Origin of the sequence: Streptomyces sp. 1331.2, from assembly GCF_900199205.1 — a bacterium.
Classification (GTDB): Bacteria; Actinomycetota; Actinomycetes; order Streptomycetales; family Streptomycetaceae; genus Kitasatospora.
Map to the genome: position 1 here is coordinate 2956712 of NZ_OBMJ01000001.1, position 24915 is coordinate 2981626.

A 24915-nucleotide genomic window follows, 5' to 3' on the forward strand; every position below is an offset into this window, starting at 1 on the left:
CGGGCCCTGCCCCCGCCGGACCGGCCGCGGGCGTGCCCCTCCTATAGTGACGGACTGGAGGAGCGTCGCATTCCCCCGCACCACCCGCGCGGCCCCTCCCCAGGAGAGGACAGAGTCCGATGACTGCAGAGACCACCGCCACCCCGCTTCCCGAGGGGCGCTACGGCCGCGGCGGCGACCGCGACTCGGACCGCCGCCTGAAGGTGGTCGGCGCGGTCTGCGGCGTGCTGGGCCTGGGCCTGATCGCCTGGCTGGGCACCTCGTACCTGCTGCGCGAGACGAAGATCAACGGCTCGGTGCCGACCTTCCAGGTGCTCTCCGACTCCGAGGTCCAGCTGCACCTCACCGTGCGCAAGGGGGACGGGCAGGCGGGCACCTGTACGGTCCGTTCGCAGGGCGACGACCACGCGGTGGTCGGGGTGGCCGACTTCCCCGTCCCGGCGGCGGGCGACAGCTACGACGCCGTGGTCACCCTGCGCACCACGGCCCGCGGTACCACCGCCGAACTGCTGGGCTGCACGCCCGCGAAGTAGGGCGCATATTCGATCCGGGAGCGGGCATCCGTAGGAGGTCCCCGCACCGTCCTGTACGCGTCCCGTACGCGTTCTGTACACCGGGGCGTGACGCCGCCGTCAATGGCGCGCCAACGCCCCTCCCGCTTGTCGGCAGGACTTGTTAGTCTCGTGGTTTCGCCCCTTCCGCACCGGATGGTACGGGAGCGGGCGTTGCTTTGTAGTTGAGACCGATATCACCACCCACCGACCCTGCTGACGACTCACACCCTCAGCACAGCCCCAGCACCTACGAGGAGCACCCGTGACCCAGACCAGTGAGAACGTGACCTGGCTCACTCAGGCCGGCTACGACCAGCTCAAGGCCGAGCTGGATCACCTGACCGGGCCCTGGCGCATCGAGATCGCCCAGAAGATCGAGGCGGCGCGCGAGGAGGGCGACCTCAAGGAGAACGCCGGTTACCACGCGGCGAAGGAGGAGCAGGGCAAGTACGAGCTGCGCATCCGCCAGCTGACCCAGCTGCTGGAGCGCGCCAAGGTCGGCGAGGCCCCGGCCGACTCGGGCATGGTGGCCCCGGGCATGGTCGTCACGGTCGCCTTCGACGGCGACGAGGACGACCTGATGGAGTTCCTGCTGGCCTCCCGCGAGGTCGCGGGCGCCGACGACCTGGACGTCTACTCGCCGCAGTCGCCGCTGGGTCGCGCGATCGACGGCAAGCGGATCGGCGACGAGGCCACCTACGACCTGCCGAACGGCAAGCCGGCCATGGTGAAGATCGTCAAGGTCGTGCCGCACGCCGGCTGAGCCGGCCCCGCACGGTCGAGGGCGGCCGCGGAGTCAGTGACTCCGCGGCCGCCCTCCCGCGTAGGCGGCGGTACCGCCTCAGGCCGTGGACGAGCGGTACTTGCGCACCGACAGCCACGAGAACACCGCCGTGATGACCACGGACCAGAGCACCGACACCAGCGCCGCGTGCTGCATCGGCCAGGCCGGGTCCACCGGCCCGACCTGGTTGCCGAACAGCACCCGGCAGGCCTGCACGGTGGCACTGAACGGGTTCCAGTACGCGACCTGCTGCAGCCAGCCCGGCATCGAGCTGACCGGCACGAAGGCGTTGGACACGAAGGTCAGCGGGAACAGCCAGATCAGCCCGGCCGAGGTGGCCGCCTCGGGGCTGCGCACCGACAGCCCGATCAGCGCTCCGATCCAGGAGAAGGCGTAGCCGAGCAGGAGCAGCAGGCCGAACGCGCCGAGCGCCTTGAGCAGCCCCTCGTGGATCCGCCAGCCGACCAGCAGCGCGACCAGCGCCAGCACGACCAGGGTGAACGCGGTCTGGCACAGGTCGGCGAGGGTGCGGCCGACCAGCACCGCCGAGCGGGCCATCGGCAGCGAGCGGAAGCGGTCCACCAGGCCCTTGGTCATGTCCTCCGCGATGCCGGCCGAGGCGCCGGCGACGGCGAAGGTGACGGTCTGGGCGAAGATGCCGGCCATCAGGAACTGGATGTACGTGTGGGAGCTGGAGTTCGCCCCGGGGATCCGGATCGCCCCGCCCATGACGTACGAGAACAGCAGCACGAACATGACCGGCTGCATGAGCCCGAAGACCACGATCTCGGGGATCCGGGACATCCGGCGCAGGTTGCGCTTGGCGACCACCCAGGAGTCGTGCAGGGTCGCGGACAGGCCCCGGCGGGGCGTCGGCATCGCGGCGCCGATGGCGTGCTCGGTGGCGGTGCTCATCTCAGCGCTCCGTTCCGGCCGTGACGGCCTGCTGCTCGGGGCCCTGTCCGCCGCCGCTGTCGTCCGCGTCGCCGCCGCCCGGCTTTCCGCGGCCCCGGCCGCCCCGGCCGCGGTCCTTGGCGCCGGTGCCGCCCTCCTCCTCGGCCGCCTCGGCGACGTGGCCGGTGAGGGTGAGGAAGACGTCGTCCAGGGTCGGACGGCGCAGCCCGATGTCGTCGATCTCGATCCCGCGGGCGTCGAGTTCGCGGATCGCGTCGGCGAGCACCCGGGCGCCGCCGCTGATCGGCAGGGTGATCTTCCGGGTGTTCTTCTCCACCGCGGGCTCGCTCAGCGCGTAGCCGGACAGCGCGGCGACCGCGTCGGCGACCAGGCCGGGCTCGTGCACCACGACCTCGATCCGCTCGCCGCCGATCTGCGCCTTGAGCTGGTCGGCGGTGCCGCGCGCGATGACCCGGCCTTGGTCGACCACGGCGATGTCGTGGGCGAGCCGGTCGGCCTCCTCCAGGTACTGGGTGGTGAGCAGCAGCGTGGTGCCCTGCTCCACGAGGGTCTCGATGACCTCCCAGAGCGCGAGCCGGTTGCGCGGGTCGAGGCCCGTGGTCGGCTCGTCCAGGAACATCACCGGCGGCCGGACGACCAGCGCCGCGGCGAGGTCCAGGCGGCGGCGCATGCCGCCGGAGTAGGTCTTGGCGGTGCGGTCCTTGGCGTCGCTGAGGTTGAACCACTCCAGCAGTTCCAGCGCGCGCGCCTTCGCGTCGCGGCTGCTCATCTGGTAGAGCTCGCCGACCATCGTGAGGTTCTCGAAGCCGGTCAGGTACTCGTCGACCGCCGCGTACTGGCCGGACAGGCCGATCAGGCTGCGGACCTGGTTGGGGTTCTTGAGCACGTCGACCCCGGCGACCACCGCGTGGCCGGAGTCGGGTCGGAGCAGGGTGGTGAGGACCCGCACGGTGGTGGTCTTCCCCGCGCCGTTCGGGCCGAGCAGCCCGAGCACCGTGCCCTCGGGGACGTCGAGGCTGACGCCGTCCAGGGCTCGTACGTCGCCGAAGGTCTTCACCAGGTTCTCGGCTTGGATGGCTGGCGCCATGGCCTGCCTCATCTCCTCGGACGTGTGGAGCGATCTGTCCCACTCTGCCCCGGTTTCGGGCGCACGGGCGACTCGATTCTCGACCCGCGGGACTCGAACGCGATGTATCGCGAGTCTCCCAGCACGCGATATATCGCGTCAAGGGCTGCAGGCCCACTCCCCAAGGACTGATCCACTCCCCCGACGCCTACTCGGAGACCACGTACCCCGCGTCCCGCAGCTCCCCGACCACCGCCGCGCAGTGCTCCGGCCCCTTGGTCTCCAGGTGCAGGTCCACCTCGACCTCGGTCAGCCCCAACCGCGGATCGATCCGCACGTGCGCCACGTCCAGCACGTTGGCGTCCAGCCTGGTCAGCACGCCCAGCAGGTCCGCCAGCGAGCCCGGCTTGTCCGCCAGCCGCACCCGCAGCGACAGGTAGCGCCCGGCCGCCGCCAGCCCGTGCCGCAGCACCCGCTGCATCAGCTGCGGGTCGATGTTCCCGCCGGACAGCACCGCCACCACCGGGCCCTCGAAGGAGTCCGGCTGCTCCAGCAGCGCCGCGATCGGGGCCGCCCCGGCCGGCTCCACCACCAGCTTCAGCCGCTCCAGGCCGAGCAGCAGCGCCCGCGACAGCGCGTCCTCGGAGACCGTACGGATGCCGTCCGCCAGCGTGTTGACCACCTCGAAGGGGATGTCCCCCGGGCGCCCGACCATGATCCCGTCGGCCATGGTCGCGAAGTGCTCCAGCGACACCGGCCGCCCGGCCGCCAGCGAGGGCGGGTACGCGGCCGCCGAGGCCGCCTGCACCCCGATCACCCGTACGTCCGGCCGCAGCGGCTTCACCGCCGCCGCGATCCCGGCCAGCAGCCCGCCGCCGCCCACCCCGACCAGGATGGTGCGCACCTCGGGGCACTGCTCCAGGATCTCCAGCCCGACGGTCGCCTGCCCGGTGACCACGTCCCAGTGGTCGAAGGGGTGGATGAACACCGCGCCGGTCGCGTCCGAGTAGCGCTGCGCGGCCTGCAGCGCCTCGTCCACGGTGGCGCCGTGCAGCCGTACGTCGGCGCCGTACTCGCGGGTGGCCGCGACCTTCGGCAGCGGCGCGGCGACCGGCATGAACACGGTCGAGCGCACCCCCAGCAGTGAGGCCGCCAGCGCCACGCCCTGGGCGTGGTTCCCGGCGCTCGCCGCCACCACCCCGCCGGCCCGTTGCACCGGCGAGAGTCCCGCGATCCGCACGTACGCCCCGCGCAGTTTGAAGGAGCCGGTGCGCTGCAGGTTCTCGCACTTCAGGTGCACCGGCGCGCCGATCAGCCCGGAGAGGTGCCGACTGCCCTCCATCGGGGTCACCCGGGCGATCCCGGCGAGCATCTTCTGGGCGCCGCGGACGTCGTCGAGGGTGATCGGCCAGTTGTGCATGCCGCCAGGGTAGAGGGCCCGTCCCCGGGCCGCAGGCCGACAATCCGGGACGCCGGGCCTGTTCCCGGGTCCGCCGTGCCCGCGTACGCTGCTGCTTCTGAGCCTCCCTCACCGCACGACGATCGTGAGCCGCGATGACGACGACCTCGCCCCAGGCCACCGACCGCACCGACCCCGTGCACACCCAACTCCAGTACCAGCTCGCGGTGTTCGCCCGCCGCATGGAACAGGTCCGGACCTCCGGCGGTGGGGTCGGGGCGCTGGACCGGGCCGCCTACCTGCTGCTCGACCGGCTGGAGCGGCACGGGCCCGCCAACGTCAAGGCACTGGCCGAGTCCCTGGGGGTGGACTCCTCCACGGTGACCCGCCAGGTCGCGCCGCTGGTCGCGGCCGGGCTGGTCGGCCGGGTGCAGGACCCGGCCGACCGGCGCGCCGTACGGCTCGCCCTCACCTCGCGCGGGGCCGGCCGGCTGGACGAAGTCCGCGACGGCCGGGCCGAGTTGACCCGCCGCCTGGTCGCCGACTGGCCCCCGGAGGAGCAGCGCGCGTTCTGCGCCCTGCTGGCCCGCTTCAACCACGCGATGGAGTCGTACACCGCGGACCAGCAGGGGCAGTGAACAGCCTCAGGGTCTGACGGACCCTAGCCCAGCGCCTGCTTGAGGTCGGCCAGCAGGTCGTCGATCGACTCGATGCCGACCGAGACGCGCACCAGGTCGGCCGGCACCTCCAGCGGGGAGCCCGCCGCCGAGGCGTGGGTCATCCGGCCCGGGTGCTCGATCAGCGACTCGACGCCGCCGAGCGACTCACCGAGGGTGAACAGCTGCGTGCGGTTGCAGACCTCGACGGCCGCCTCCTCGCCGCCCGCGACCCGGAAGGAGACCATGCCGCCGAAGGCCTTCATCTGCTTGGCGGCGATGTCGTGGCCGGGGTGCTCGGGCAGGCCCGGGTAGAGCACCTCGCTGACCTTGGGGTGGCTCGCCAGCAGCTCGGCGATCTTCTCCGCGTTGGCGCTGTGCCGGTCCATCCGGACGCCCAGCGTCTTGATGCCGCGCAGCACCAGCCAGGCGTCGAACGGGCCGGAGACGGCGCCCATCGCGTTCTGGTGGTACGTGACCTCCTCGCCGAGGGCCGCGTCGGCCAGCACCAGCGCACCGCCGACCACGTCCGAGTGGCCGCCCATGTACTTGGTGGTGGAGTGCACGACCGCGTCCGCGCCGAGCGCGATCGGCTGCTGCAGGTACGGGCTGGCGAAGGTGTTGTCGACCACCAGCAGCGCGCCGGCGCCGTGCGCGATCTCGGCCAGCGCGGCGAGGTCGGTGATGCCCAGCAGCGGGTTGGACGGCGTCTCCACCCACACCGCGCGGGTGTTGGGGCGCAGCGCCGCGCGGACGGTGGCCAGGTCCTGGGTGTTGGCCACGGAGAACTCGACGCCCCAGCGGGTCAGCACCTTGGCGAAGAGCCGGAAGGTGCCGCCGTAGGCGTCGTTGGGGATCACGATGTGGTCGCCCGGCTTGAGGATGGTGCGCAGCAGGGTGTCCTCGGCCGCCAGGCCGGAGGCGAAGGCGAGGCCGCGGGCACCGCCTTCGAGCGCCGCGAGGCACTCCTCCAGCGCGGTGCGGGTCGGGTTGGCGCTGCGGCTGTACTCGTAGCCGCCCCGCAGGCCGCCCACCCCGTCCTGCTTGTAGGTGGACACCTGGTAGATCGGCGTGACGACGGCCCCGGTCTGGGGGTCTGCTTCCTGACCCGCGTGGATGGCGAGGGTCTCGAAGCCCTGGGGAAGCTGGTGCTCGGTCATGGGTCCGAGCCTAGTGGCCGAACGCCGGGTAGCCCTCCCGAATCGGAACTCACGACGAACCCGCAGGTGGGAGCGGGGGTGCGGGCGCACGGAGACCGGTGCGCCGTACCCCTCCCCAAGGGGACGGGCGGCGCCGGAATCCGCGGGCGGCCGTTCGCGTTGCACACTGCGCCACGTTTCCCGACCAGCTGGAGCAGGCCGTGCTGTTCAACCGCCACAAGACCTCGCTCGTTCCCGCCGACCAGGCGCTGCCCGGCCGGGAGGCCGCCGGCTTCGACCTGCGTGCGCCGCACACCGTCCTCGGGCACCCGCTGCTCGGCCCCTACCCGGAGGGCCTGGAGGTGGCCGACTTCGGGCTGGGCTGCTTCTGGGGCGCCGAGCGGACGTTCTGGCGCCTGCCCGGCGTCTGGACGACGCTGGTCGGCTACCAGGGCGGCTACACCCCGAACCCGACGTACGAGGAGGTGTGCAGCGGGCTGACCGGGCACACCGAGGCGGTCCGGGTGGTGTACGACCCGGCGGTGGTCTCCTACGAGCGCCTGCTGAAGACGTTCTGGGAGGCGCACGACCCGACCCAGGGCAACCGCCAGGGCAACGACGTGGGCACCCAGTACCGCTCCGCCGTCTACACCCACTCCGCCGCCCAGGCGGAGGCGGCGGCGGTCTCCCGGGAGGCCTTCCAGCCGGCCCTGACCGCGCTCGGTTACGGCCCGATCACCACTGAGATTGCCCCGGCCGGCCCGTTCTACCCGGCCGAGCCGTACCACCAGCAGTACCTGTCGGAGGCCAAGAACCCCAACGGCTACTGCGGTCTCGGTGGGACGGGCGCCTCCTGCCCGATCGGCGTCGCCCGCACCCAGGGCTGACGCGGGCGCCGGCGCCCCGAGCCGCCCGCCCGGCCGGCGACCCGAGGTGACCGCTCCCGGGCCCGGGCGCAGACTGGAAGGGCCAGCAGGAGCGGCCCGGCCCCTACCGGCGGCCGGGCCGCCCTCCCTCCGGGGAGAGGAGAGAGCGCCATGTCCGGTCTCGTCCGCAAGAGCTTCGACGATCCTGAGGAAGTCCGCCCGTTCGAGGAGGGCAAGGGAGAACTGCGCCTGGTCGACGTGGACTCCGGCCCGGTCGGCAGGGCGGTGTTCGAGCCGGGCTGGCAGTGGTCCAAGCACGTGAAGCCGATCGCCAAGACCGACAGCTGCCAGGCCGCCCACCGGGGGTACGTGGTCTCCGGCCGGATGAAGATCGTCATGGACGACGGCCAGGAGTCCGAGTTCGGCCCCGGCGACTACATGGTCTGCCCGCCCGGGCACGATGCCTGGATCCTCGGCGACGAGCGCTGCGTCGTCATCGACTGGCAGGGCTTCGCGGACTACGCGAAGCGCTGAGCCGCGGCCTCGGGGCCGGGCGGCGCGGCCCTACCGCCCGCCCGGCCCCGGACGGTCAGACGGCGCTGCCGGCCTTCCAGTCGGCCCAGCTCATGTTCCAGCCGTTCAGGCCGTTGTCCGGGGCGACCGTCTTGTCACCGGAGTTCACGACCTCGACGACGTCGCCGACCATCGAGGACTTGTAGAACTTGTAGCCGTCCGTGCTGCTGTCCTGCGCCCCCTTGGCGTCCTGCAGGCCGACGCAGCCGTGGCTGGTGTTCTGGCCGCCGAAGATCGACGCCGAGGACCAGTAGTTGCCGTGGATGAAGGTGCCCGAGGTGGTGAGGCGCTGGGCGTGCGGCACGTCGGCGATGTCGTACTCGCTGCCCAGGTTGACGGTCTGCGAGTTCATCCGGGTCTGCGTGTACTGCTCGGAGATGACCATCTTGCCGCCCCAGGTGGTGTGCTCGGGGGAGCCGCCGGAGATCTTGTAGACCGCGCTGACCTGGCCGTCGGTGGTGACGGTGAGCTTCTTGGTGGCGAGGTCGGCGACGCTGGTCTGGGCCCGGCCGACGGTGAACCGGACGTCCTTGGACTGGGTGCCGTACACGCCCTTGGCGCCCTCGACGTCCTTGAGCCGGAGCTTGAGGGTGACGACGGTGCCCTTGGCCCAGTACTCCTGCGGCCGGAAGTCGAGGCGGGTGCTGGAGAACCAGTGCCCGACGATCTCGACGCCCGGCTCGGCTATCACGGTGATCGCCTGCTGGACGGCCTTCTTGTCGGTGATCGGCTTGCTGAAGTTGATCGAGACGGGCATGCCGACGCCGACCGTCGAGCCGTCCTCGGGGGTGAAGTAGCCAACGAAGGTGTTGGCCGGGGTCGCCGTGGTGAAGACGGCGTTGGAGTCCGCCTCCAGCTTGTCCTTGTCGACGGCGACGGCGGTGACGGTGTACTTGGTACCGCTGGCCGGCGCGGCGGCCGAGGTCCAGCCGGTGTTGTCGGCGGAGAGCTGGCCGGCCAGCTCCTTGCCGGTGGAGTCGACGACCTTGACGCTGCTCAGGGTGCCGTTGCTGACGGTGACCTTGACCGGGTCGCTGAAGCTGGCGGCGGCGGCCCCGTCGGCGGGGGTGACGGTGATGACGGCGGCCGAGGTCCTGGGGGCGCTGCTGCCGCCGGAGCCGGGAGCGCCGCTCGCGCTGCCGCCGGATCCGCCGCCGTTCCCGCTGCCGCTGTCGCTGTTGTCGTTGCAGGCCGCCAGCAGCAGGACCGGGGCCCCGATCAGTCCTGCGAGGACACCGCGTCGGCTCCAACTTCCCCCGGCCGCTCGCCCCTGACCGTCCCGTGCCGTCACGTCGCGTCTCCCTGCTGATCATCCCGGGCATTTACGGATACAGAAACGCAATCCGCCCGTTCACGGTTCCACCACCGAAGGGTAGGCGATCGTATGAGATGACCCAACTTCCTGCCGAACAGGGACAAAACGCCCGGCCTGCCGCTGGCAGACCGGGCGTTCACGAGCCCTGGCGGCACACTGCCGTCACTCGGCGGACTCCTCCACCGCGTACTCGTCCCACTCCTCGCTCTCGGGGTCGAACTCGGTCTGCGCCGACTCCCAGGTCGCCGAGGCGAGCTCCACACCGGGCACGTCGCCGAGCAGCGCGACGGGGTCGATGAAGTGGGCGAGCGAACCCGACGGGTCCACCTCGATGGCCTCGACGGACTGGGCGCGCTCCTCGTCGTCGAGGTACTCGTCGTCGGACACCGCCTGCAGGGCGGCCGCCTTCAGCGCCCCCTCGTCGGTGATCTCCGCGATGAGCTCGATCTTGACCCGGACGTAGCGCGGGGCGTCCTGTTCGGTCGTTTCAATGCTGGTCATGCGTGCGAGCGTACGGGAAACGCGCGGGCCGCGAACGAACGGACGGGCGGACGCACCGGTGGGGCCGGCCCCTCGAAGAAGGACCGGCCCCACCGTTTCCCCGCCTGGGCTCCCCCACCCGGGAGCCACGGGGACGCGCCGTACGGCGCAGTGCGGCCGCGGGAGCCGCCGCACCCTGTCGACCGGCCGGAGCCGGACAGGGGCGGGACGACGGCGCCCCCCGCGGAGGGAGGACACAGCGGCCGGGTCAGGGCCACCCGATGTGTCCCGAGCCGACTGCGCTCGCCCGGGGAGCCGCTCCCGGACGGTTGCCGTCGCCTCGTTCGGCGTCCTGCCGTTGACCACAACCATGCCGGAGCCGTGTTAAGCCCGTGCTGCGGGCAGGTGACGCCGGTGTACCACTTCGCCCGTGGACGAATCCTCCGGATCCGACCACGGGCGGCTGAAGGTGACCGTGCGTCAGTGCGCGGCGCGACCGGTCAGGTAGCCCAGCAGGTCCTGGCGGGTGACGATGCCCTGCGGCTTGCCCTCGACCAGTACGACGGCCGCGTCGGCCTTCTCCAGCACGGTCATCAGGTTGGTCACGGTCTCGCCCGAGCCGACCACCGGCAGCGGCTTGGACATCACCTTGTCCAGCGTGTCGGTCAGCTCGATCTCCTTGGCGAAGATGCCCTCCAGCAGCAGCTTCTCCACCACCGAGCCGATCACCTCGCCGGCCATGATGTCCGGGTGCCCGGCGCCGGGGGAGACCACCGGCATCTGCGAGACGCCGTACTCGCGCAGCACCCGGACCGCCTCGGCGACCGTCTCGTTCGGGTGCATGTGGACGAACTGCGGGACGCCGCCCTGCTCGATGGACTCCTTGCGGGCCAGCACCTCGCCGATGTGCGCCTCGTCGGTGGCCGAGGGCAGGAAGCCGTAGTCGGCCATCCAGTCGTCGTTGAAGATCTTCGACAGGTAGCCGCGGCCGCCGTCCGGCAGCAGCACGACCACGACGTCGTCCGGCCCGAGCTCCTTGGCGACCTCCAGCGCGGCCACTACGGCCATGCCGCAGGAACCGCCGACCAGCAGGCCCTCCTCCTTGGCCAGGCGGCGGGTCATCTGGAACGAGTCCTTGTCGGAGACGGCGACGATCCCGTCCGCGACGCCACGGTCGTACGCGGTCGGCCAGAAGTCCTCGCCGACGCCCTCGACCAGGTACGGCCGGCCGGTGCCGCCCGAGTAGACCGAGCCCTCCGGGTCGGCGCCGATCACCTTGACCTTGCCGCCGGAGACCTCCTTCAGGTAGTTGCCGGTGCCGGAGATGGTGCCGCCGGTGCCGACGCCCGCCACGAAGTGGGTGATCTTGCCGTCGGTCTGCTCCCACAGCTCCGGGCCGGTGGAGTAGTAGTGCGAGGCCGGGTTGTCCGGGTTGGAGTACTGGTCCGGCTTCCAGGCGTTCGGGGTCTCCCGGACGAGTCGGTCGGAGACGTTGTAGTACGAGTCCGGGTGCTCCGGGGCGACGGCGGTCGGGCAGACGACCACCTCGGCGCCGTACGCGCGCAGGGTGTTGATCTTGTCGGTCGAGACCTTGTCAGGACAGACGAAGATGCACTTGTAGCCCTTCTGCTGGGCCACGATCGCCAGGCCGACACCGGTGTTGCCGGAGGTCGGCTCGACGATGGTGCCGCCCGGCTTGAGGGCGCCCGAGGCCTCGGCGGCCTCGATCATGCGCATCGCGATGCGGTCCTTCACCGAGCCGCCGGGGTTGAAGTACTCGACCTTCGCCAGCACTGTCGCGCTGATGCCCTCGGTGACCTTGTTCAGCTTGACGAGCGGCGTATTGCCGACCAGGTCGATGATCGAGTTGTGGTACCGCACGGGGGTCCTCCCGGTCTATGGGCATGCGAGTGCTTTCGGTACTGCAAAGCCTAGGCCGTGCCACGCACCCCAGCGCTCCCGCTGTCCGTCTCCGCCAACAACCCACCTCAGCCCCGTGCCACGGCCCGCCCCCGCCCCCAATGGCCCACTCCCGCAGGTACTCCCGCCCTCCGCGCGGGTAGGAGGGGTGTACGCCCCCGGGAGGGGCAGCAGGAGGACGGGAAGGGGGTGCCGGATGCCAGGCGCACAGACCTCGCGGGCCCGGGTGGCCCGGCGGATCGCCACCGCGGCGGCGTACGGCGGCGGCGGGCTCGGCCTCCTCGGCGTGGGCCTGGTGGGCCTGCTGCTGACCGAGAGCAAGCTCGCCATCCAGGCCATCGGCGCCCTGGAGACGGTCCCGCCCAAGGCCGACGGCACCTACGGCGAGGCCTTCGCCGACCGCGCCGCGGACCCGCCGCCGCTCGTCCTGGCCGTCCTCGGCGACTCCACCGGCGCCGGGCTGGGCGTGGCGCGGGCGCGCGAAACCCCGGGCGCCCTGCTCGCCGCCGGCCTGGCCTCGGTGGCCGAGCGCCCCGTCCGGCTGGTCAACGTGGCCCGCTCCGGCGGCCGCTCCGCCGACCTCTCCGGCCAGCTGGAGCAGGCGCTGCCGCACCACCCGGACATCGCCGTGATCATGATCGGGGCCAATGACGTGACCCGGCACAGCCCGGCCCAGCTGGCCGTCCGCCAGCTCGGCGAGGCCGTTGCCGCGCTGCGCGCCAACGGCTGCCAGGTGGTCGTCGGCACCTGCCCGGACCTCGGCACGATCAAGCCGGTGCGCCCGCCGCTGCGCTGGGTGGCCCGCCGGCTGAGCCGGCAGCTGGCCGCCGCGCAGACCATCGCCGTGGTGGAGGCGGGCGGCCGGACGGTCTCGCTCGGCTCGCTGCTGGGCCCGGAGTTCGCCGCCCGCCCGGAGATGTTCGCCGCCGACCGCTACCACCCCTCCGCCCAGGGCTACGCGACCGCCTCGATGGCGGTACTGCCCTCGGTCTGTGCCGCGCTCGGCCTGTGGCCCGAGGAGGAGCGTCCGAGCGCCCCCGTCCCGGGCGAGACGGTGCTGCCGGTCGCGGTGGCCGCCGCGGCGGCGGCCGGCCGGGAGGGCACCGAGGTCGCGGCGGTGGAGGCGGAGGGCGCGGGCAACCGCTGGGCGCTGCTGCGCCGGCGCCTGCGGATCGGTCTGCCCGGCTCGGGCGGGGCCGCCGGGGCCCGGCTGCACCCCGTCCAGGAGGCCCCGCCGACCACCGGGAATACGTCGGCCAGCTCACACGCTGGTGCGGGTGACGCCTGACCTACCAGGCGGTAACTTTCCTCCCGGACGTCAGGTCCGCCGTCACCCAGCGAGGAGCCCGTCATGCCCGAAGCCGTCATCGTCAGCGCCGCCCGTTCGCCGATCGGCCGGGCCTTCAAGGGCTCGCTCAAGGACGTCCGCCCGGACGACCTGACCGCCCACATCATCCAGGCCGCCCTGGCCAAGGTGCCGCAGCTCGACCCGCGCGAGATCGACGACCTGATGCTGGGCTGCGGCCTGCCTGGCGGCGAGCAGGGCCACAACCTCGCCCGCATCGTGGCCGTCCAGATGGGCATGGACTACCTGCCCGGCGCCACCATCACCCGCTACTGCTCCTCCTCGCTGCAGACCACGCGGATGGCGCTGCACGCGATCAAGGCCGGCGAGGGCGACGTCTTCATCTCGGCCGGTGTGGAGACCGTCTCGCGCAGCATCCACGGCACCTCGGACGGCATGCCGGGCACCATGAACCCGCTCTTCGACGAGGCCCAGGCCCGCACCGCCAAGCGCGCCGAAGAGGGTGGCGGCGAGTGGCACGACCCGCGCGAGGACGGGCTGGTCCCGGACGCCTACATCGCGATGGGCCAGACCGCCGAGAACCTGGCCGCGCTCAAGGGCATCACCCGCGCCGAGCAGGACGAGTTCGGCGTCCGCTCGCAGAATCTCGCCGAGGCTGCCATCAAGGCCGGCTTCTGGGAGCGCGAGATCACCCCGGTGACGCTCCCGGACGGCACCGTGGTCAGCAAGGACGACGGCCCGCGCGCAGGCGTCACCGTGGAGGGCGTCTCGGGCCTGAAGCCGGTGTTCCGCCCGGACGGCACGGTGACCGCCGGTAACTGCTGCCCGCTGAACGACGGTGCGGCCGCGCTGGTCATCATGTCGGACACCAAGGCCCGCGAGCTCGGCATCACCCCGCTCGCCCGGGTGGTCTCCACCGGCGTCAGCGCGCTCTCCCCCGAGATCATGGGCTACGGCCCGGTCGAGGCCTCCAAGCAGGCGCTCAAGCGGGCCGGCCTGACCATCGACGACATCGACCTGGTCGAGATCAACGAGGCCTTCGCGGCCCAGGTGATCCCCTCCTACCGCGACCTCGGCATCGACCTGGACAAGCTGAACGTCAACGGCGGCGCCATCGCGGTCGGCCACCCCTTCGGCATGACCGGCGCGCGGATCACCACCACGCTGATCAACTCCCTGCAGTGGCACGACAAGCAGTTCGGCCTGGAGACCATGTGCGTCGGCGGCGGCCAGGGCATGGCGATGGTCATCGAGCGCCTCAGCTGATCCGCCCGTCTGCTCGACCGCTCGCCCCCGCAGTCTCCGAAGGGTCTGGACCACCCATTTGGAGTGACACTGCGTGATTGAGGGCCGGATCACACCGCGAGGTCGATCCGGCCCTCTTTTCGTTCGTTTCCGGCTCGGAAATCGACACTGCGGAGCGGATCAACTCCACTGCGTAGAACGGTGTTACCTAACAATTTGGGGACAAGAGCGAAAGTCCGGGATGAATTGGACATTCGCCACTGCGGCAACACCCCCGCATGCGGCAGTGTGGAGAGGTAACCCCGTTCCGCTCCTCGCTAGGAGTACGTTCCGTGAGCGCCGTCTACACCATCCTGCTACTGATCCTGATCGCCGTGTCGGCCGCCGTGCTGCTCCGCCTGCGGGGCATCTCCCGTCGGCTGGACGCCCAGGCTGCCGCCAGGGCCGTGCCCACGTCCGTGGACGAGGCCGCGATACGCCGGGCCGTCACCGAGGCGCTCGCCGCCGACCGCGAGCGGGAGATCACCGAGGCCCGGGCGTTCTGGGCCGAGCAGGAGGCCCGCGCGGCCGAGGACGCGCCGCTGTTCGACTCCCCCTACACCGGGGCGTTCTCCGGCACCGACGAGTGGCCGCTCTTCTTCCCCCGCCCCACCGGCCCGCAGGACGCCGCCGACAACGCCGGGACGATGGACCCGGAGTTCGGCGAGGCGCTGCGCTCCGCGCTGGAGGACCTGATCAACGAGGACGGCGCCGGCCCGGCCGAGCCCGGCACCGACGGCGGCGCGCCGCTGCGTCCCGGCCACCCGGTGGGCGAGACCACGAAGGACGCCCGCGCCCGCCGCGAGGCCGACCTGCTGGCCACCGGCCTGGAGGCCGGACTGCTGGACGCCGAGGCGGCCGTCGAGGAGGCCCCGGTCGTCGCGCCCGACCCGCGCCGCCACCCCTCGCACCCCGACTTCGTGCCCAGCCAGGCGCCGTCCCGCGAGTGGACCGACACCCGGCTGGCCACGCTCGCCGAGGAGGCCGTCGCCCTGATCGACGTCCGCCCGGGCCCGCTGGGCACCCTGGACGTGTACGCCTTCGCCGACGGCACCACGCTCTGCGTGGCCCCGGGCGACCGGGAGGCCGCCTACCGGCTGATCGACGCGGTCCGTGCCGGTGAGCACGTCCGACTGCTCGGCGGCTCGCGCTTCTCCGGCTCGTACTCGCTGACCTTCTCCACCGACGAGGACGCCGTCTACGTGCTCGCCGACCGGGTCGTCGCCAGCATCTGACGCCGACTCACCACCGCTCCACCGAAGGCCGACCGGGTCAAGGGGTTACCGACCCGGCCGGCCTTCGGCGCGTCCGGCCCCAGGGCGCCTCAGGCGCAGAGCGCCGCCGTCTCCCGCACCGCCGCCACCGCGCCCGCCAGCACCTCGGCGACACCCGCGGGCCCGCCCGGCAGCGACACCTGCGCGCCCTCGGGCAGCGCCGCGAGCCCGGCCGCCAGCTCGTGCCCGGCGACGGCCAGTTGGTCCCCCACCGCGAAGGCCCCGGCGTCCGGGAACTCCCGCGCCGGCCCGCCCTCCGCCGCCAGCGCCAGCGCGGCCAGCCGCCGGGCCAGCTCCAGCGCGGCCGCCGCCCGCGACCCGTAGCCGGGCACGGAGCCCAGCAACTTGCTCTGCGGCAGCGAGCGGAAACGGTCCGCCAGGGCGTCGACGGCTTCGATCAGGGGCTGTACGTCATGCATGGCAGCGAGCCTAGGCGAAGAGCCGCCAGGCCCCGGAGCAGGTCGCTCCGGGGCCCGGCGGCAGTGCTCACGGCGGGACGTCGGATCAGTCGTCGCCGCGCAGGCTCGCGATCAGGCGCAGCATCTCCCAGTAGATCCAGACCAGCGAGAAGGTGAGCCCGAAGGCGGCCCGCCAGGCCTCCTGCTGGGCGGCGCCCCCGGCGATGGCCTGCTCGATCTCGTTGAAGTCCAGCGTGAGGTAGAACGCGCCGATGGCGATGCCGATCAGGCCGACGCCGATGCCCACCGGGCCGGACCAGGTGTTGACGCCCCCGCCGAACCACCAGGCGATCGAGTTGACCAGCAGCAGGACGGCGAAGCCGAGGCCGATCGCGGAGCCGATCCGCGTGAACCGGGGAGTGACCCGGAGCCGACCGCTCTTGTAGACGAACAGCGTCGCACCGAAGACCGCCGCCGTGCCGAGCACGGCCTGGATCGCGATGCCCGGGAAGACGGTGTTGAGGTAGTGCGACCAGGCGCCGAGGACGACGCCCTCCAGGGCCGCGTAGACCAGGATCAGCGCCGGGCTGACCTTCACCCTGAACTGGATGACCAGGCCGACGACCAGGGCGATCAGTGAGGCGGCGATCGCGAAGCCGAAGTTCTTGAACGGCAGCGTGAACCAGGCCACCGCGCCTGCGGCGACGAGGGTCAGCAGCGTCATGGCGGTGCGGGCGACCACGTCGTCGAGCGTCATCCGCCCGGTGGCCCCGGGGCCGGCCGACGGCCCGTTGTACAGCTCGTACAGCTGCTCGTCGCTCAGCGGGCCCTGCGCGGAAGGCTGCTGGGCGTACTGCGTCCCCGCGTAGGGGTTGGCGCCGTACGGGTTGGCGCCGTACGGGCTCCCGGCCTGCGCGTTGTTGCCGAACCCCGCGTAGCCGGAGTCGCGGGTGAAGGACCCCTCCCGCGAGAAGACCGGGTTGCTGCTTCTCATTGCACATTCCCTCCGTGGCGGCACTGCACCGCCCAACGCACAAGGGTAATGGCTTGGCAAAAATTCCGGGATACGCCGCGAGGAGGATCCGGTGAACGACACCCGGCGGGGACGCCCGTCGGCGCCCCCGCCGGTCCAACCGGTGCCCGGAGCCGGACTCGAACCGGCACGGCCTCGCGGCCAAGCAGTTTTAAGCTGCCCGTGTCTGCGTTCCACCATCCGGGCCTCTCGCGAAACCACCCTGAGCCTAGTCGCCAGGATCACCCTTTCGCATGTTCCCAGCCCCGGAAGTTGTCATGTTTCCTTGCTATCTGACGAACTGTTCGGGATTCGGCCACGAAGCATAGTGGTTCAGGCCATCGACCGGAAACCGGTCGCCCCTCGGGGTTCCCGTCATACCGCAGGAGGAGGGCCCGCCCGGCTCCTACACCCAGCGGTGGTCCGACAACCGTCCGGCGGAGCGACGCCGGAGCATGATCACGTCGCGGAGCATGGAGGTACCCCGATCGCCAGCACAAGGAGCTCCCCGTGACCACGTCGACCGCAACCGCCGTCCGCACCGGCCGGGCGGCCGCCCGCGCCACCGGCCTGAACAAGGTCTACGGGGAGGGGGAGACCCGCGTCGTCGCCCTCGACAACGTCAGCGTGGCCTTCCCCCAGGGCGAGTTCACCGCCATCATGGGCCCCTCCGGCTCCGGCAAGTCCACCCTCATGCACTGCATGGCCGGCCTCGACACCGTCAGCTCCGGCTCCTCCACCATCGGCGACACCGAACTCGTCGGCCTCAAGGACAAGCAGCTCACCCAACTGCGCCGCGACCACATCGGCTTCGTCTTCCAGGCCTTCAACCTGCTCCCCACCCTGACCGCCCTGGAGAACATCACCCTCCCCATGGACATCGCCGGCCGCAAGGTCGACCAGGCCTGGCTCGACCGCGTCGTCGACACCGTCGGCCTCTCCGGCCGCCTCAGCCACCGCCCCTCCCAGCTCTCCGGCGGCCAGCAGCAACGCGTCGCCTGCGCCCGCGCCCTCGCCGGCAAGCCCGACATCGTCTTCGCCGACGAACCCACCGGCAACCTCGACTCCCGCTCCGGCGCCGAGATCCTCTCCTTCCTGCGCAACTCCGTGCGCGAACTCGGCCAGACCGTCGTCATGGTCACCCACGACCCCGTCGCCGCCTCCTACGCCGACCGCGTCGTCTTCCTCGCCGACGGCCGCATCGTCGACGAACTCCACACCCCCACCGCCGACACCGTCCTGGACCGCATGCGCCGCTTCGACGCCAAGGGCCGCACCAGCTGACCCGGCGACAGCACCCAGCCGCCCCTCCGCGAACCACAGGACACCCCATGTACCGCACCGCACTGCGCAACGTGCTGGCCCACAAGGGCCGACTGCTGATGACGGCGCTCGCCGTCATGCTCGGCACCGCCTTCGTGGCGGGCACCATGGTCTTCTCCGACACCTTCGGCAAGGCCATGCGGGACAGCAACTCCAAGAGCTACTCGGACGTCTCGGTCCAGGTGGTCGACCGCGCGGCCGGCTCCGGCGCCAGCGCCAAGCAGAAGAGCGAGAGCGGCTCCGCCGCGCTCACCGACGCCACCGTCCAGCAGCTGGCCGCCCTCCCGGGCACCGCCAACGCGCGCGGCGTGGTCGGCGGCTTCACCGGTGTCGCCGACCGGGGCGGCAACCTGATAGGCGAGTTCTGGGCCGCGAAGGGGGCCAACTTCGCCCCGGGCCAGGACGGCAAGGACCCGCGCTACCCGATGGCCGAGGGCCAGGGCCCGACGAACGCCAAGGAGATCGCCCTCGACCGCAGGACCGCCGACAAGGCGGGCTACAAGGTCGGCGACACCGTCCGGGTCGCCGCCAACGGCCCGGTGGTCGAGGCGAAGCTCACCGGCATCTTCACCACCGACGACCCGGTGGTGAGCACCGGCGGCACGCTCACCCTGTTCGACAAGGCCACCGCCCAGCATCTGCTGCTGGAGCCGGGCCGCTACAGCAGCATCGTGCTCACCGCCAAGCCCGGCACCACCGACGACGCGCTGCTCGCCCAGGCCGAGCCCAAGGTGCCGTCGGGCCACCAGTTCGACGTCGAGACCGGCACCAAGCTGAAGGCCGACGAGCAGGACATGATCGCCAAGGGCACCGACACCCTGCGCACCGTGCTGCTCGCGTTCGCCGGCATCTCGCTCTTCGTCGGCATCTTCATCATCGCCAACACCTTCACCATGCTGGTCGCCCAGCGCACCAAGGAGCTCGCGCTGCTGCGGGCGATCGGGGCCAGCCGCAAGCAGGTCACCCGTTCCGTCCTGGTCGAGGCGCTGGCGATCGGCGCCGTCTCCGCGGTGGCCGGCCTGCTCGCCGGCATCGGGATCGGTGCCGGGATGCAGTCCCTCATGCGCACGCTGAACGAGAACATGCCGCAGAGCTCGCTGGTGATCGAGCCGGCCACCGTCGTCGTGACCCTCACGGTCGGCGTCCTGGTGACGGTGCTGTCGGCCCTGCTGCCGGCCATGCGCGCCTCGCGGATCGCCCCGGTGGCCGCGATGAGCAGCGGTGACCAGCCGACCAGCCAGAAGAGCCTGGTGGTCCGCAACACGATCGGTTCGCTGCTCGCCGCCGGCGGTCTGGCGCTGATCGGCTTCGGCGCCTCCACCGGCGACGGCAGCGGCCGGATGCCGGTCGCGCTCGGGGCCTTCCTGACCCTGATCGGCGTGTTCGTCCTGCTGCCGCTGCTCTCCCGCCCGGTCATCGCCCTGGTCGGCCCGGTGCTGCGCAAGCTGGCCGGCACCCCGGGCAAGCTCGCCCAGCAGAACGCCGTCCGCAACCCGCGCCGCACCGCTTCCACCGCCGCCGCGCTCACCATCGGCCTGACCCTGGTCAGCGGCCTGACCGTGCTGGGCGCCTCGGTCGGCGGCGCGATCGACAAGGCCGTCACCAGCTCGATGAAGGCCGACTACATCGTGTCGGCCGCCAACAGCATGAACCTGTCCGACCAGGTGGCCGCGCAGATCGCCAAGGCCCCCGGGGTGGTCGCCTCCTCGCCGCTGACCTCCGCCTACTGGGAGCTCAACGGCACCAGCAAGGCGATCAGCGGTCTGAACGCGGACTCCTTCGACCAGCTCGCCGAGGTCAAGCTGACCAGCGGCTCCACCTCCGCACTCGGCAAGGGCCAGCTGCTGGTGGACCAGGACGTCGCCAAGAAGTTCAACGTCACCACCGGCTCGACGATGACCGTGTCCTTCCCGGACGAGTCCACCGGTCAGCTGACCGTCGGCGGCGTGTACGAGAAGGGCGGCATGCTCGGCCCGGTCGTCCTGGCCAACTCCGAGATCGCCAAGCACGACCCCAAGCCGTACGTCTCCGACGTCCTGGTCAAGGGCAAGGACGGCGCCACCGGCGCGCTCAAGCAGTCGCTCAAGGACGCCACCGGCGCCAACCCGGTGATCGAGGTCAAGTCCAAGCAGGAAGTCCGCGACGACTTCAGCCAGTCCATCACCTTCATCCTGAACCTGATGTACGGCCTGCTGGCGATGTCCGTGCTGGTCGCGATCCTCGGCGTGATCAACACGCTGGCGATGTCGGTCTTCGAGCGCAAGCGCGAGATCGGGATGCTGCGGGCGATCGGCCTGGACCGCCGGGGCATCAAGCGGATGGTCCGTCTGGAGTCCGTGGTGATCTCGCTGTTCGGCGCCGGCATCGGCCTGCTGCTGGGCTGCTTCATCGCCTGGGCGATCAACGGCACCCTGAAGTCCAGCCTGGCCGGTCTGACCACCGTGGTGCCGTACGGCCAGCTGGCGCTGTTCCTGGCCCTGGCCGGGGTGGTCGGCCTGGTGGCCGCGCTCTGGCCGGCCCGCCGGGCGTCCAGGCTGGACATCCTGTCGAGCATCAAGACCGACTGAGCCCCGGGCACAGAGAGAGCCCCTGCCGGAGTTCCGGCAGGGGCTCTTCTACTGCTGTACTCCGCCCGGTCGCACGGCCGGCTGAGCACCACGGAGGTCGTGGTCCGGCAACGCTGCCGGGCGGAGGGCCTCCGACTCATACCCCGGCGCTCCCACACCGGGGTCTCAGTCGCTTACTTGCTCGCGAGTTCCTTGTCGGCGGCCGGCTTGACGGCCTCGACGGGCTTGGTGGGCGGAGTGACCTCCTGGATCGGCAGCTGCGGCTTCTCCATCTGGGCGAGGCCGACCATCTCGCGCTTGAGGAACATCGCGAGCGTCCAGTCGGTGAAGACCCGGACCTTGCGGTTGAAGGTCGGGACCATCGCGCCGTGGTACAGGCGGTGGAACCACCAGGCCGGACGGCCCTTCAGCTTGTACTTGCCGAAGAGGATCGCGACGCCCTTGTGCAGGCCGAGACCGGCCACCGCACCGAGGTTCTTGTGCTTGTACTCCTTCTGCGGGAAGCCCCGCATGCCGGAGATCACGTTGTCGCCGAGGACGACGGCCTGACGGCAGGCGTGCTGCGCGTTCGGCGGGCACCAGGCGCCCTCGCCGGCGGCGAGGTCCGGGACCTGGGCGTTGTCGCCGGCGGCCCAGACGTAGTCGAAGCCCTGGACCTGGAGGGTCGGCGCGGTGTCGACGTGGCCGCGCGGGCCCAGCGGCAGACCGAACTCGGACAGCACCGGGTTCGGCTTCACGCCGGCCGTCCACACGATGGTGGAGGCGTCCATCTCCAGGCCGTTCTTCAGCATGACGTGGCCGTCGACGCAGGAGTCCATGGAGGTCTCGATGTAGACCTCGATGTTGCGCTCCTCCAGCTTCTCCTTGGTCCACAGACCGAGGTCCGGGCCCATCTCGGGGAGGATGCGGTTGGCGGCCTCGACCACGACGAAGCGCATGTCGTCGCGGCTGACGGTCTTGTACAGCTTGGCCGCGTCGCGGGCCATGTCCTCGATCTCGGCGATCGTCTCGATGCCGGCGAAGCCACCGCCGATGACGACGAAGGTCAGGGCCTTGCGGCGGACCTCCTCGTCCGCGGTGGACTCGGCCTTGTCGAGCTGGGCCATGACGTGGTTGCGGAGGCCGATGGCCTCCTCGACCGTCTTCATGCCGATGCCGTTCTCCGCCAGACCCGGGATCGGGAAGGTGCGGGAGACCGAGCCGGTCGCGACGACCAGGTACTCGAAGGGCAGCTCGTAGCTGTCGCCGGCCGCCGGCTGGATGGTGGCGACCTTGCGGGCGTGGTCGATGCCGGTGACGGACCCGGTCAGCACCTCCGCCTGCTTGAGGGCGCTGCGCAGCGGCGCGACGAGGTTGCGGGGCGCGACGTTGCCGCCGGCCGCCTCGGGGAGGAAGGGCAGGTACGTCATGTACGACCGCGGGTCGACGACCGTGACGGTCGCTTCGCCGTAACGCATCTTCTTGAGGATGCGCATCGCGGCATACAGGCCGACGTAACCACCGCCGACAATGAGGATGCGAGGACGCTCCGTGGTGCTCATATCGGAAAGTATCCAGCACCGTCCGGAGCAGCCTTCGTGAGCCCGGTCACAAGCTCATGGACACCCCGTGCTACACTGCGCGGCCACAAATCCGGCCCCCGGGTGCCTGCTCACACCCCTGTGCACCCCCTCGCGAACGTGCGCCGGAGCACCACCCTGCTGAGCAGCAACGATCCGTACAGGGCCCGGGTTCCCGCAGATGATTTCGATTTTCAAACCTCAGGCGAGCCCTGACCTGCGATCCAGTGGGCCCTGTCAGGGGAGGGCCTTCGGTCCCACAATTCGGACGTAGCGGGCGGGCCGGTGCGGCGAATGGCTCGATCGCCATGTGAAGAAATTCACGAACTTTTCCGCACGCGCCCGGGCGCGCCCCGGCCCCGGCTCCCCGGAAGGGGTGCCGGGGCCGGTCCGGTAAGCCGTGCGGAGCGTCAGGGGGCAATACCCCAGGCGATCCCGTCCAGGATGTCGTGCTCGCTCACGACCACCTCGGCGGCGCCCGTCCGCTCCATGATCTCCAGCAGCTCCAGCGCGCCGGCCGCGATCACGTCCACCCGGCCCGGGTGCATCGACGGGATGGCCGCGCGCTCGGCGTGGGTCGCGGCCAGCAGCTCGGCGGCGATCCCGGCGACCTGCTCCCGGCTGAGCCGCGAGTGGTGGATCGCCGCCGAGTCGTAGCCCGGCAGGCCCTGGGCGATCGCGGACACCGTGGTGACCGTCCCGGCCAGGCCCACCAGGGTGGCCGCGCCGGTCAGCGGCACGACCTCCTCGGCCTTGTCCAGCTCGGCCCGCACGTGCGCCCGCGCCTCGGCGATCTGCTCCGCGGACGGCAGTTCGGCACCGCCGAAGTGCCGCTCGGTCAGCCGCACGCAGCCGATGTCCACCGAGCGCGCCGCCTCCACGTCGACCGTCCCGCGGACGAACTCGGTCGAGCCGCCGCCCAGGTCGAACACCAGGTACGGGCCCGGGAACGGGCCGCCGGTCAGCTCCTTGGTGGCGCCCAGGAAGGACAGCCGCGCCTCCTCCTCGCCGCTCACCACCTCGGGCTCGACGCCCAGGATGTCGCGCACGCCCTTGACGTACTCGTCGCTGTTCTCGGCGTCCCGGGAGGCACTGGTGGCGACGAAGCGGACCCGCTCGGGGCCGACGCCGAAGCCGGAGATGATCTCCTGGTACTCCCGGCAGGCCGCGAAGGTGCGGGCCAGCGCGTCCGGGTGCAGCCGGCCGGTCCGGTCCACGCCCTGGCCCAGCCGGTTGACGATCATCCGGCGGTCGAGGTCGGTGATCTCCCCGGTCTCCGGGTCCAGGTCGGCGACCAGCAGCCGGATCGAGTTGGTGCCGCAGTCGATCGCGGCGACGCGGGTCATGGTCACTGCGGCTCCTGCTGCCCGTCGGCGTCCTGCGCCGCCTCGTCCGCCGCGGCGCGCTTCTTGGCGGCGCGCTCGGCGGCCTTCTGCTGCTTGGCGGCGATCACGGCCTCGTGGTCCTGGTCCTTGGCGCGGTTGCGGGCGACCCGCTCACCGGCGGCCTGGACCTCGGCCGGGGAGACGCACGGGCCCTTGGCCCACCAGTCCTCCAGCATGCCGATCGCCTCGTCGCCGAGCGGGTTGACGCCCTCGCCGGCCGCCAGCGAGTGGCCGACCAGCACGTGCAGGCACTTCACCCGGTCCGGCATGCCGCCGGCGCTCGGGAAGCCCTCCAGCACCTCGATCGCGTCGCGCCGGGCGATGTAGTCCTCGTGCGCCTTCTGGTAGGCGGCGGCCAGCTCCGGGTCCTCTGCGAGCCGGGCGCTCTGCTCCTTCATCACGCCGTCGGCCTCCAGGGTGCCGATCAGCGAGGCGGCCTTGGGGCAGGTCAGGTAGTACAGCGTCGGGAACGGGGTGCCGTCCGGCAGCCGGGGGGCCGTCTCCACGACGTCGGGGTTGCCGCAGGGACAGCGGTGCGCCACGCCGCGCAGGCCGCGCGGCACCCGGCCGAGCTGGGCGGCGATGGCCGCGACGTCGGCGTCGGAGACGGTGGGGTGGTTCTCAGTGGTCATGGGGGGAGGTGTCTCCAACGGGGGACGGTGGGAGCGGAAGGGGGGTGGCGGGGGCGGCCGCGGCGGTGTCGGCGGCGTCCACCGAGTCCCAGATGCTGGCGTACCAGGGCGCAGCGGCTCTCGCCTGGGCGGCGGCCGTACCGCCGGACGCGGCGGCGCCGGCCGCGGACGAGGAGGGCTTGGCGGAGGCCTGGCCGGCCGGGTCCACCGCGATGTACGGGGTCTCCCCCGGCACCGCGTAGTGCAGCCGGGCGCGGGCCTGCGCCTTGACGAACTCCGGGTCCTGCCAGCGGGCCTTGTCCCGGCGCAGCTGTTCGACCTGCTGGCGCGCGTGGTCGGCCTTCGCCCGCTGGGCCGAGATCTCGGCGCGCTGGGAGATGAACTGCCGCGTCGGGTAGGCGAGGATCGCCACCAGCGAGCAGAGCACCAGGACGAGGACGGTCGCCCGGCTCGTGAACCGAGGCCGGGCCGCCAAGCCCGGGATCCTCCAGCCTGCCATCTCCGGTGT

The 24915-nt window shown here is 71.7% G+C and carries 22 protein-coding genes, 1 tRNA gene and 1 pseudogene; 10 read left to right on the forward strand and 14 right to left on the reverse strand.

Annotated features, from left to right (window positions below):
* Nucleotides 1–119: 119 nt before the first annotated feature.
* Both CRP52_RS12425 and greA read left to right on the forward strand, forming a co-directional pair.
* Nucleotides 120–533 (forward strand): DUF4307 domain-containing protein, encoded by a 414-nt coding sequence (locus CRP52_RS12425; protein ID WP_097236456.1) that lies wholly within the window; start codon nucleotides 120–122, stop codon nucleotides 531–533.
* A gap of 283 nt (nucleotides 534–816) precedes the next feature.
* Nucleotides 817–1317, forward strand: a complete 501-nt coding sequence (gene greA / locus CRP52_RS12430; protein WP_097236457.1) for a transcription elongation factor GreA — start codon at nucleotides 817–819, stop codon at nucleotides 1315–1317.
* A 78-nt stretch (nucleotides 1318–1395) separates the two neighbouring features.
* Here the strand turns inward: greA and CRP52_RS12435 are convergent, their stop codons facing one another.
* The 3 genes from CRP52_RS12435 to ilvA all read right to left on the reverse strand — a co-directional run bounded on the left by CRP52_RS12435 (nucleotide 1396) and on the right by ilvA (nucleotide 4739).
* The gene (locus tag CRP52_RS12435) at nucleotides 1396–2253 is read right to left on the reverse strand and encodes an ABC transporter permease (RefSeq protein ID WP_097236458.1); all 858 of its coding nucleotides are present in this window, start codon (nucleotides 2251–2253) and stop codon (nucleotides 1396–1398) included.
* 1 nt (nucleotide 2254) lies between these two features.
* Nucleotides 2255–3340 (reverse strand): ATP-binding cassette domain-containing protein, encoded by a 1086-nt coding sequence (locus tag CRP52_RS12440; protein WP_097236459.1) that lies wholly within the window; start codon nucleotides 3338–3340, stop codon nucleotides 2255–2257.
* A gap of 187 nt (nucleotides 3341–3527) precedes the next feature.
* Entirely contained in the window at nucleotides 3528–4739 is a 1212-nt protein-coding gene (ilvA, locus tag CRP52_RS12445; protein WP_097236460.1) for a threonine ammonia-lyase, read from the reverse strand.
* A gap of 134 nt (nucleotides 4740–4873) precedes the next feature.
* On the opposite strand from ilvA, the gene CRP52_RS12450 reads away from it, so the two are divergent.
* Complete coding sequence (locus CRP52_RS12450) at nucleotides 4874–5356, forward strand: MarR family winged helix-turn-helix transcriptional regulator (protein WP_097236461.1); 483 nt, start codon at nucleotides 4874–4876, stop codon at nucleotides 5354–5356.
* Between the two features lie 23 nt (nucleotides 5357–5379).
* On the opposite strand, the gene CRP52_RS12455 is transcribed toward CRP52_RS12450, so the two are convergent.
* Nucleotides 5380–6534 carry a cystathionine gamma-synthase gene (locus tag CRP52_RS12455; protein WP_097236462.1) on the reverse strand — a complete coding sequence of 385 codons (1155 nt, stop codon included), beginning with the start codon at nucleotides 6532–6534 and terminating at the stop codon, nucleotides 5380–5382.
* A gap of 200 nt (nucleotides 6535–6734) precedes the next feature.
* On the opposite strand from CRP52_RS12455, the gene msrA reads away from it, so the two are divergent.
* Both msrA and CRP52_RS12465 read left to right on the forward strand, forming a co-directional pair.
* Entirely contained in the window at nucleotides 6735–7400 is a 666-nt protein-coding gene (msrA, locus tag CRP52_RS12460; protein WP_097236463.1) for a peptide-methionine (S)-S-oxide reductase MsrA, read from the forward strand.
* A gap of 150 nt (nucleotides 7401–7550) precedes the next feature.
* The gene (locus tag CRP52_RS12465) at nucleotides 7551–7913 is read left to right on the forward strand and encodes a cupin domain-containing protein (protein ID WP_097236464.1); all 363 of its coding nucleotides are present in this window, start codon (nucleotides 7551–7553) and stop codon (nucleotides 7911–7913) included.
* A 55-nt stretch (nucleotides 7914–7968) separates the two neighbouring features.
* On the opposite strand, the gene CRP52_RS12470 is transcribed toward CRP52_RS12465, so the two are convergent.
* The 3 genes from CRP52_RS12470 to CRP52_RS12480 all read right to left on the reverse strand — a co-directional run bounded on the left by CRP52_RS12470 (nucleotide 7969) and on the right by CRP52_RS12480 (nucleotide 11628).
* Entirely contained in the window at nucleotides 7969–9243 is a 1275-nt protein-coding gene (locus CRP52_RS12470) for a L,D-transpeptidase (protein WP_257032437.1), read from the reverse strand.
* 186 nt (nucleotides 9244–9429) lie between these two features.
* Complete coding sequence (locus CRP52_RS12475; RefSeq protein ID WP_097236465.1) at nucleotides 9430–9768, reverse strand: hypothetical protein; 339 nt, start codon at nucleotides 9766–9768, stop codon at nucleotides 9430–9432.
* A gap of 459 nt (nucleotides 9769–10227) precedes the next feature.
* Entirely contained in the window at nucleotides 10228–11628 is a 1401-nt protein-coding gene (locus CRP52_RS12480) for a cystathionine beta-synthase (RefSeq protein ID WP_097236466.1), read from the reverse strand.
* Between the two features lie 235 nt (nucleotides 11629–11863).
* Here CRP52_RS12480 and CRP52_RS12485 point away from each other — a divergent pair, with 235 nt between their 5' ends.
* The 3 genes from CRP52_RS12485 to CRP52_RS36945 all read left to right on the forward strand — a co-directional run bounded on the left by CRP52_RS12485 (nucleotide 11864) and on the right by CRP52_RS36945 (nucleotide 15492).
* Nucleotides 11864–12955 (forward strand): SGNH/GDSL hydrolase family protein, encoded by a 1092-nt coding sequence (locus tag CRP52_RS12485; RefSeq protein WP_097236467.1) that lies wholly within the window; start codon nucleotides 11864–11866, stop codon nucleotides 12953–12955.
* A 63-nt stretch (nucleotides 12956–13018) separates the two neighbouring features.
* Nucleotides 13019–14239, forward strand: a complete 1221-nt coding sequence (locus CRP52_RS12490; RefSeq protein ID WP_097236468.1) for an acetyl-CoA C-acetyltransferase — start codon at nucleotides 13019–13021, stop codon at nucleotides 14237–14239.
* Between the two features lie 311 nt (nucleotides 14240–14550).
* A complete protein-coding gene (locus CRP52_RS36945) occupies nucleotides 14551–15492 on the forward strand; it encodes a hypothetical protein (RefSeq protein ID WP_101948180.1) in 942 nt (313 codons plus the stop codon).
* A gap of 89 nt (nucleotides 15493–15581) precedes the next feature.
* Here the strand turns inward: CRP52_RS36945 and CRP52_RS12500 are convergent, their stop codons facing one another.
* From CRP52_RS12500 to CRP52_RS12510, 3 genes are all read right to left on the reverse strand, one after another.
* On the reverse strand, nucleotides 15582–15950 hold the full coding sequence (locus CRP52_RS12500) for a hypothetical protein (RefSeq protein ID WP_097236469.1): 369 nt from the start codon (nucleotides 15948–15950) through the stop codon (nucleotides 15582–15584).
* Nucleotides 15951–16035: 85 nt separating this feature from the next.
* The gene (locus tag CRP52_RS12505; RefSeq protein ID WP_097236470.1) at nucleotides 16036–16923 is read right to left on the reverse strand and encodes a Bax inhibitor-1/YccA family protein; all 888 of its coding nucleotides are present in this window, start codon (nucleotides 16921–16923) and stop codon (nucleotides 16036–16038) included.
* A gap of 143 nt (nucleotides 16924–17066) precedes the next feature.
* Nucleotides 17067–17148: transfer RNA gene (locus CRP52_RS12510), tRNA-Leu, on the reverse strand.
* A gap of 303 nt (nucleotides 17149–17451) precedes the next feature.
* Between CRP52_RS12510 and CRP52_RS12515 the strand changes: the two genes are divergently transcribed.
* Both CRP52_RS12515 and CRP52_RS12520 read left to right on the forward strand, forming a co-directional pair.
* Nucleotides 17452–18225 (forward strand): ABC transporter ATP-binding protein, encoded by a 774-nt coding sequence (locus tag CRP52_RS12515; protein ID WP_097236471.1) that lies wholly within the window; start codon nucleotides 17452–17454, stop codon nucleotides 18223–18225.
* A 47-nt stretch (nucleotides 18226–18272) separates the two neighbouring features.
* Nucleotides 18273–20831 (forward strand): ABC transporter permease, encoded by a 2559-nt coding sequence (locus CRP52_RS12520; protein WP_097236472.1) that lies wholly within the window; start codon nucleotides 18273–18275, stop codon nucleotides 20829–20831.
* A 173-nt stretch (nucleotides 20832–21004) separates the two neighbouring features.
* On the opposite strand, the gene CRP52_RS12525 is transcribed toward CRP52_RS12520, so the two are convergent.
* From CRP52_RS12525 to CRP52_RS12540, 4 genes and pseudogenes are all read right to left on the reverse strand, one after another.
* Entirely contained in the window at nucleotides 21005–22372 is a 1368-nt protein-coding gene (locus CRP52_RS12525; protein ID WP_097236473.1) for an NAD(P)/FAD-dependent oxidoreductase, read from the reverse strand.
* Nucleotides 22373–22800: 428 nt separating this feature from the next.
* Nucleotides 22801–23736: a Ppx/GppA phosphatase family protein gene (locus CRP52_RS12530; RefSeq protein ID WP_097236474.1), complete on the reverse strand. Its 936-nt coding sequence runs from the start codon at nucleotides 23734–23736 to the stop codon at nucleotides 22801–22803.
* Between the two features lie 155 nt (nucleotides 23737–23891).
* Nucleotides 23892–24425: pseudogene (locus CRP52_RS12535) on the reverse strand (DUF501 domain-containing protein); the annotation flags it as partial.
* Nucleotides 24397–24882 (reverse strand): FtsB family cell division protein, encoded by a 486-nt coding sequence (locus CRP52_RS12540; protein WP_179852775.1) that lies wholly within the window; start codon nucleotides 24880–24882, stop codon nucleotides 24397–24399. The pseudogene CRP52_RS12535 and the gene CRP52_RS12540, both read right to left, overlap by 29 nt.
* Nucleotides 24883–24915 lie beyond the last annotated feature (33 nt).

Excerpts from the sequence above, each read along its gene's own strand:
- CRP52_RS12425 (WP_097236456.1), top strand. The coding sequence starts at position 120 with ATGACTGCAGAGACCACCGCCACCCCGCTTCCCGAGGGGCGCTACGGC.
- CRP52_RS12435 (WP_097236458.1), bottom strand. The coding sequence starts at position 2,253 with ATGAGCACCGCCACCGAGCACGCCATCGGCGCCGCGATGCCGACGCCC.
- CRP52_RS12440 (WP_097236459.1), bottom strand. The coding sequence starts at position 3,340 with ATGGCGCCAGCCATCCAAGCCGAGAACCTGGTGAAGACCTTCGGCGAC.
- ilvA (WP_097236460.1), bottom strand. The coding sequence starts at position 4,739 with ATGCACAACTGGCCGATCACCCTCGACGACGTCCGCGGCGCCCAGAAG.
- CRP52_RS12450 (WP_097236461.1), top strand. The coding sequence starts at position 4,874 with ATGACGACGACCTCGCCCCAGGCCACCGACCGCACCGACCCCGTGCAC.
- CRP52_RS12455 (WP_097236462.1), bottom strand. The coding sequence starts at position 6,534 with ATGACCGAGCACCAGCTTCCCCAGGGCTTCGAGACCCTCGCCATCCAC.
- CRP52_RS12465 (WP_097236464.1), top strand. The coding sequence starts at position 7,551 with ATGTCCGGTCTCGTCCGCAAGAGCTTCGACGATCCTGAGGAAGTCCGC.
- CRP52_RS12475 (WP_097236465.1), bottom strand. The coding sequence starts at position 9,768 with ATGACCAGCATTGAAACGACCGAACAGGACGCCCCGCGCTACGTCCGG.
- CRP52_RS12485 (WP_097236467.1), top strand. The coding sequence starts at position 11,864 with ATGCCAGGCGCACAGACCTCGCGGGCCCGGGTGGCCCGGCGGATCGCC.
- CRP52_RS12490 (WP_097236468.1), top strand. The coding sequence starts at position 13,019 with ATGCCCGAAGCCGTCATCGTCAGCGCCGCCCGTTCGCCGATCGGCCGG.
- CRP52_RS12500 (WP_097236469.1), bottom strand. The coding sequence starts at position 15,950 with ATGCATGACGTACAGCCCCTGATCGAAGCCGTCGACGCCCTGGCGGAC.
- CRP52_RS12505 (WP_097236470.1), bottom strand. The coding sequence starts at position 16,923 with ATGAGAAGCAGCAACCCGGTCTTCTCGCGGGAGGGGTCCTTCACCCGC.
- CRP52_RS12520 (WP_097236472.1), top strand. The coding sequence starts at position 18,273 with ATGTACCGCACCGCACTGCGCAACGTGCTGGCCCACAAGGGCCGACTG.
- CRP52_RS12525 (WP_097236473.1), bottom strand. The coding sequence starts at position 22,372 with ATGAGCACCACGGAGCGTCCTCGCATCCTCATTGTCGGCGGTGGTTAC.
- CRP52_RS12530 (WP_097236474.1), bottom strand. The coding sequence starts at position 23,736 with ATGACCCGCGTCGCCGCGATCGACTGCGGCACCAACTCGATCCGGCTG.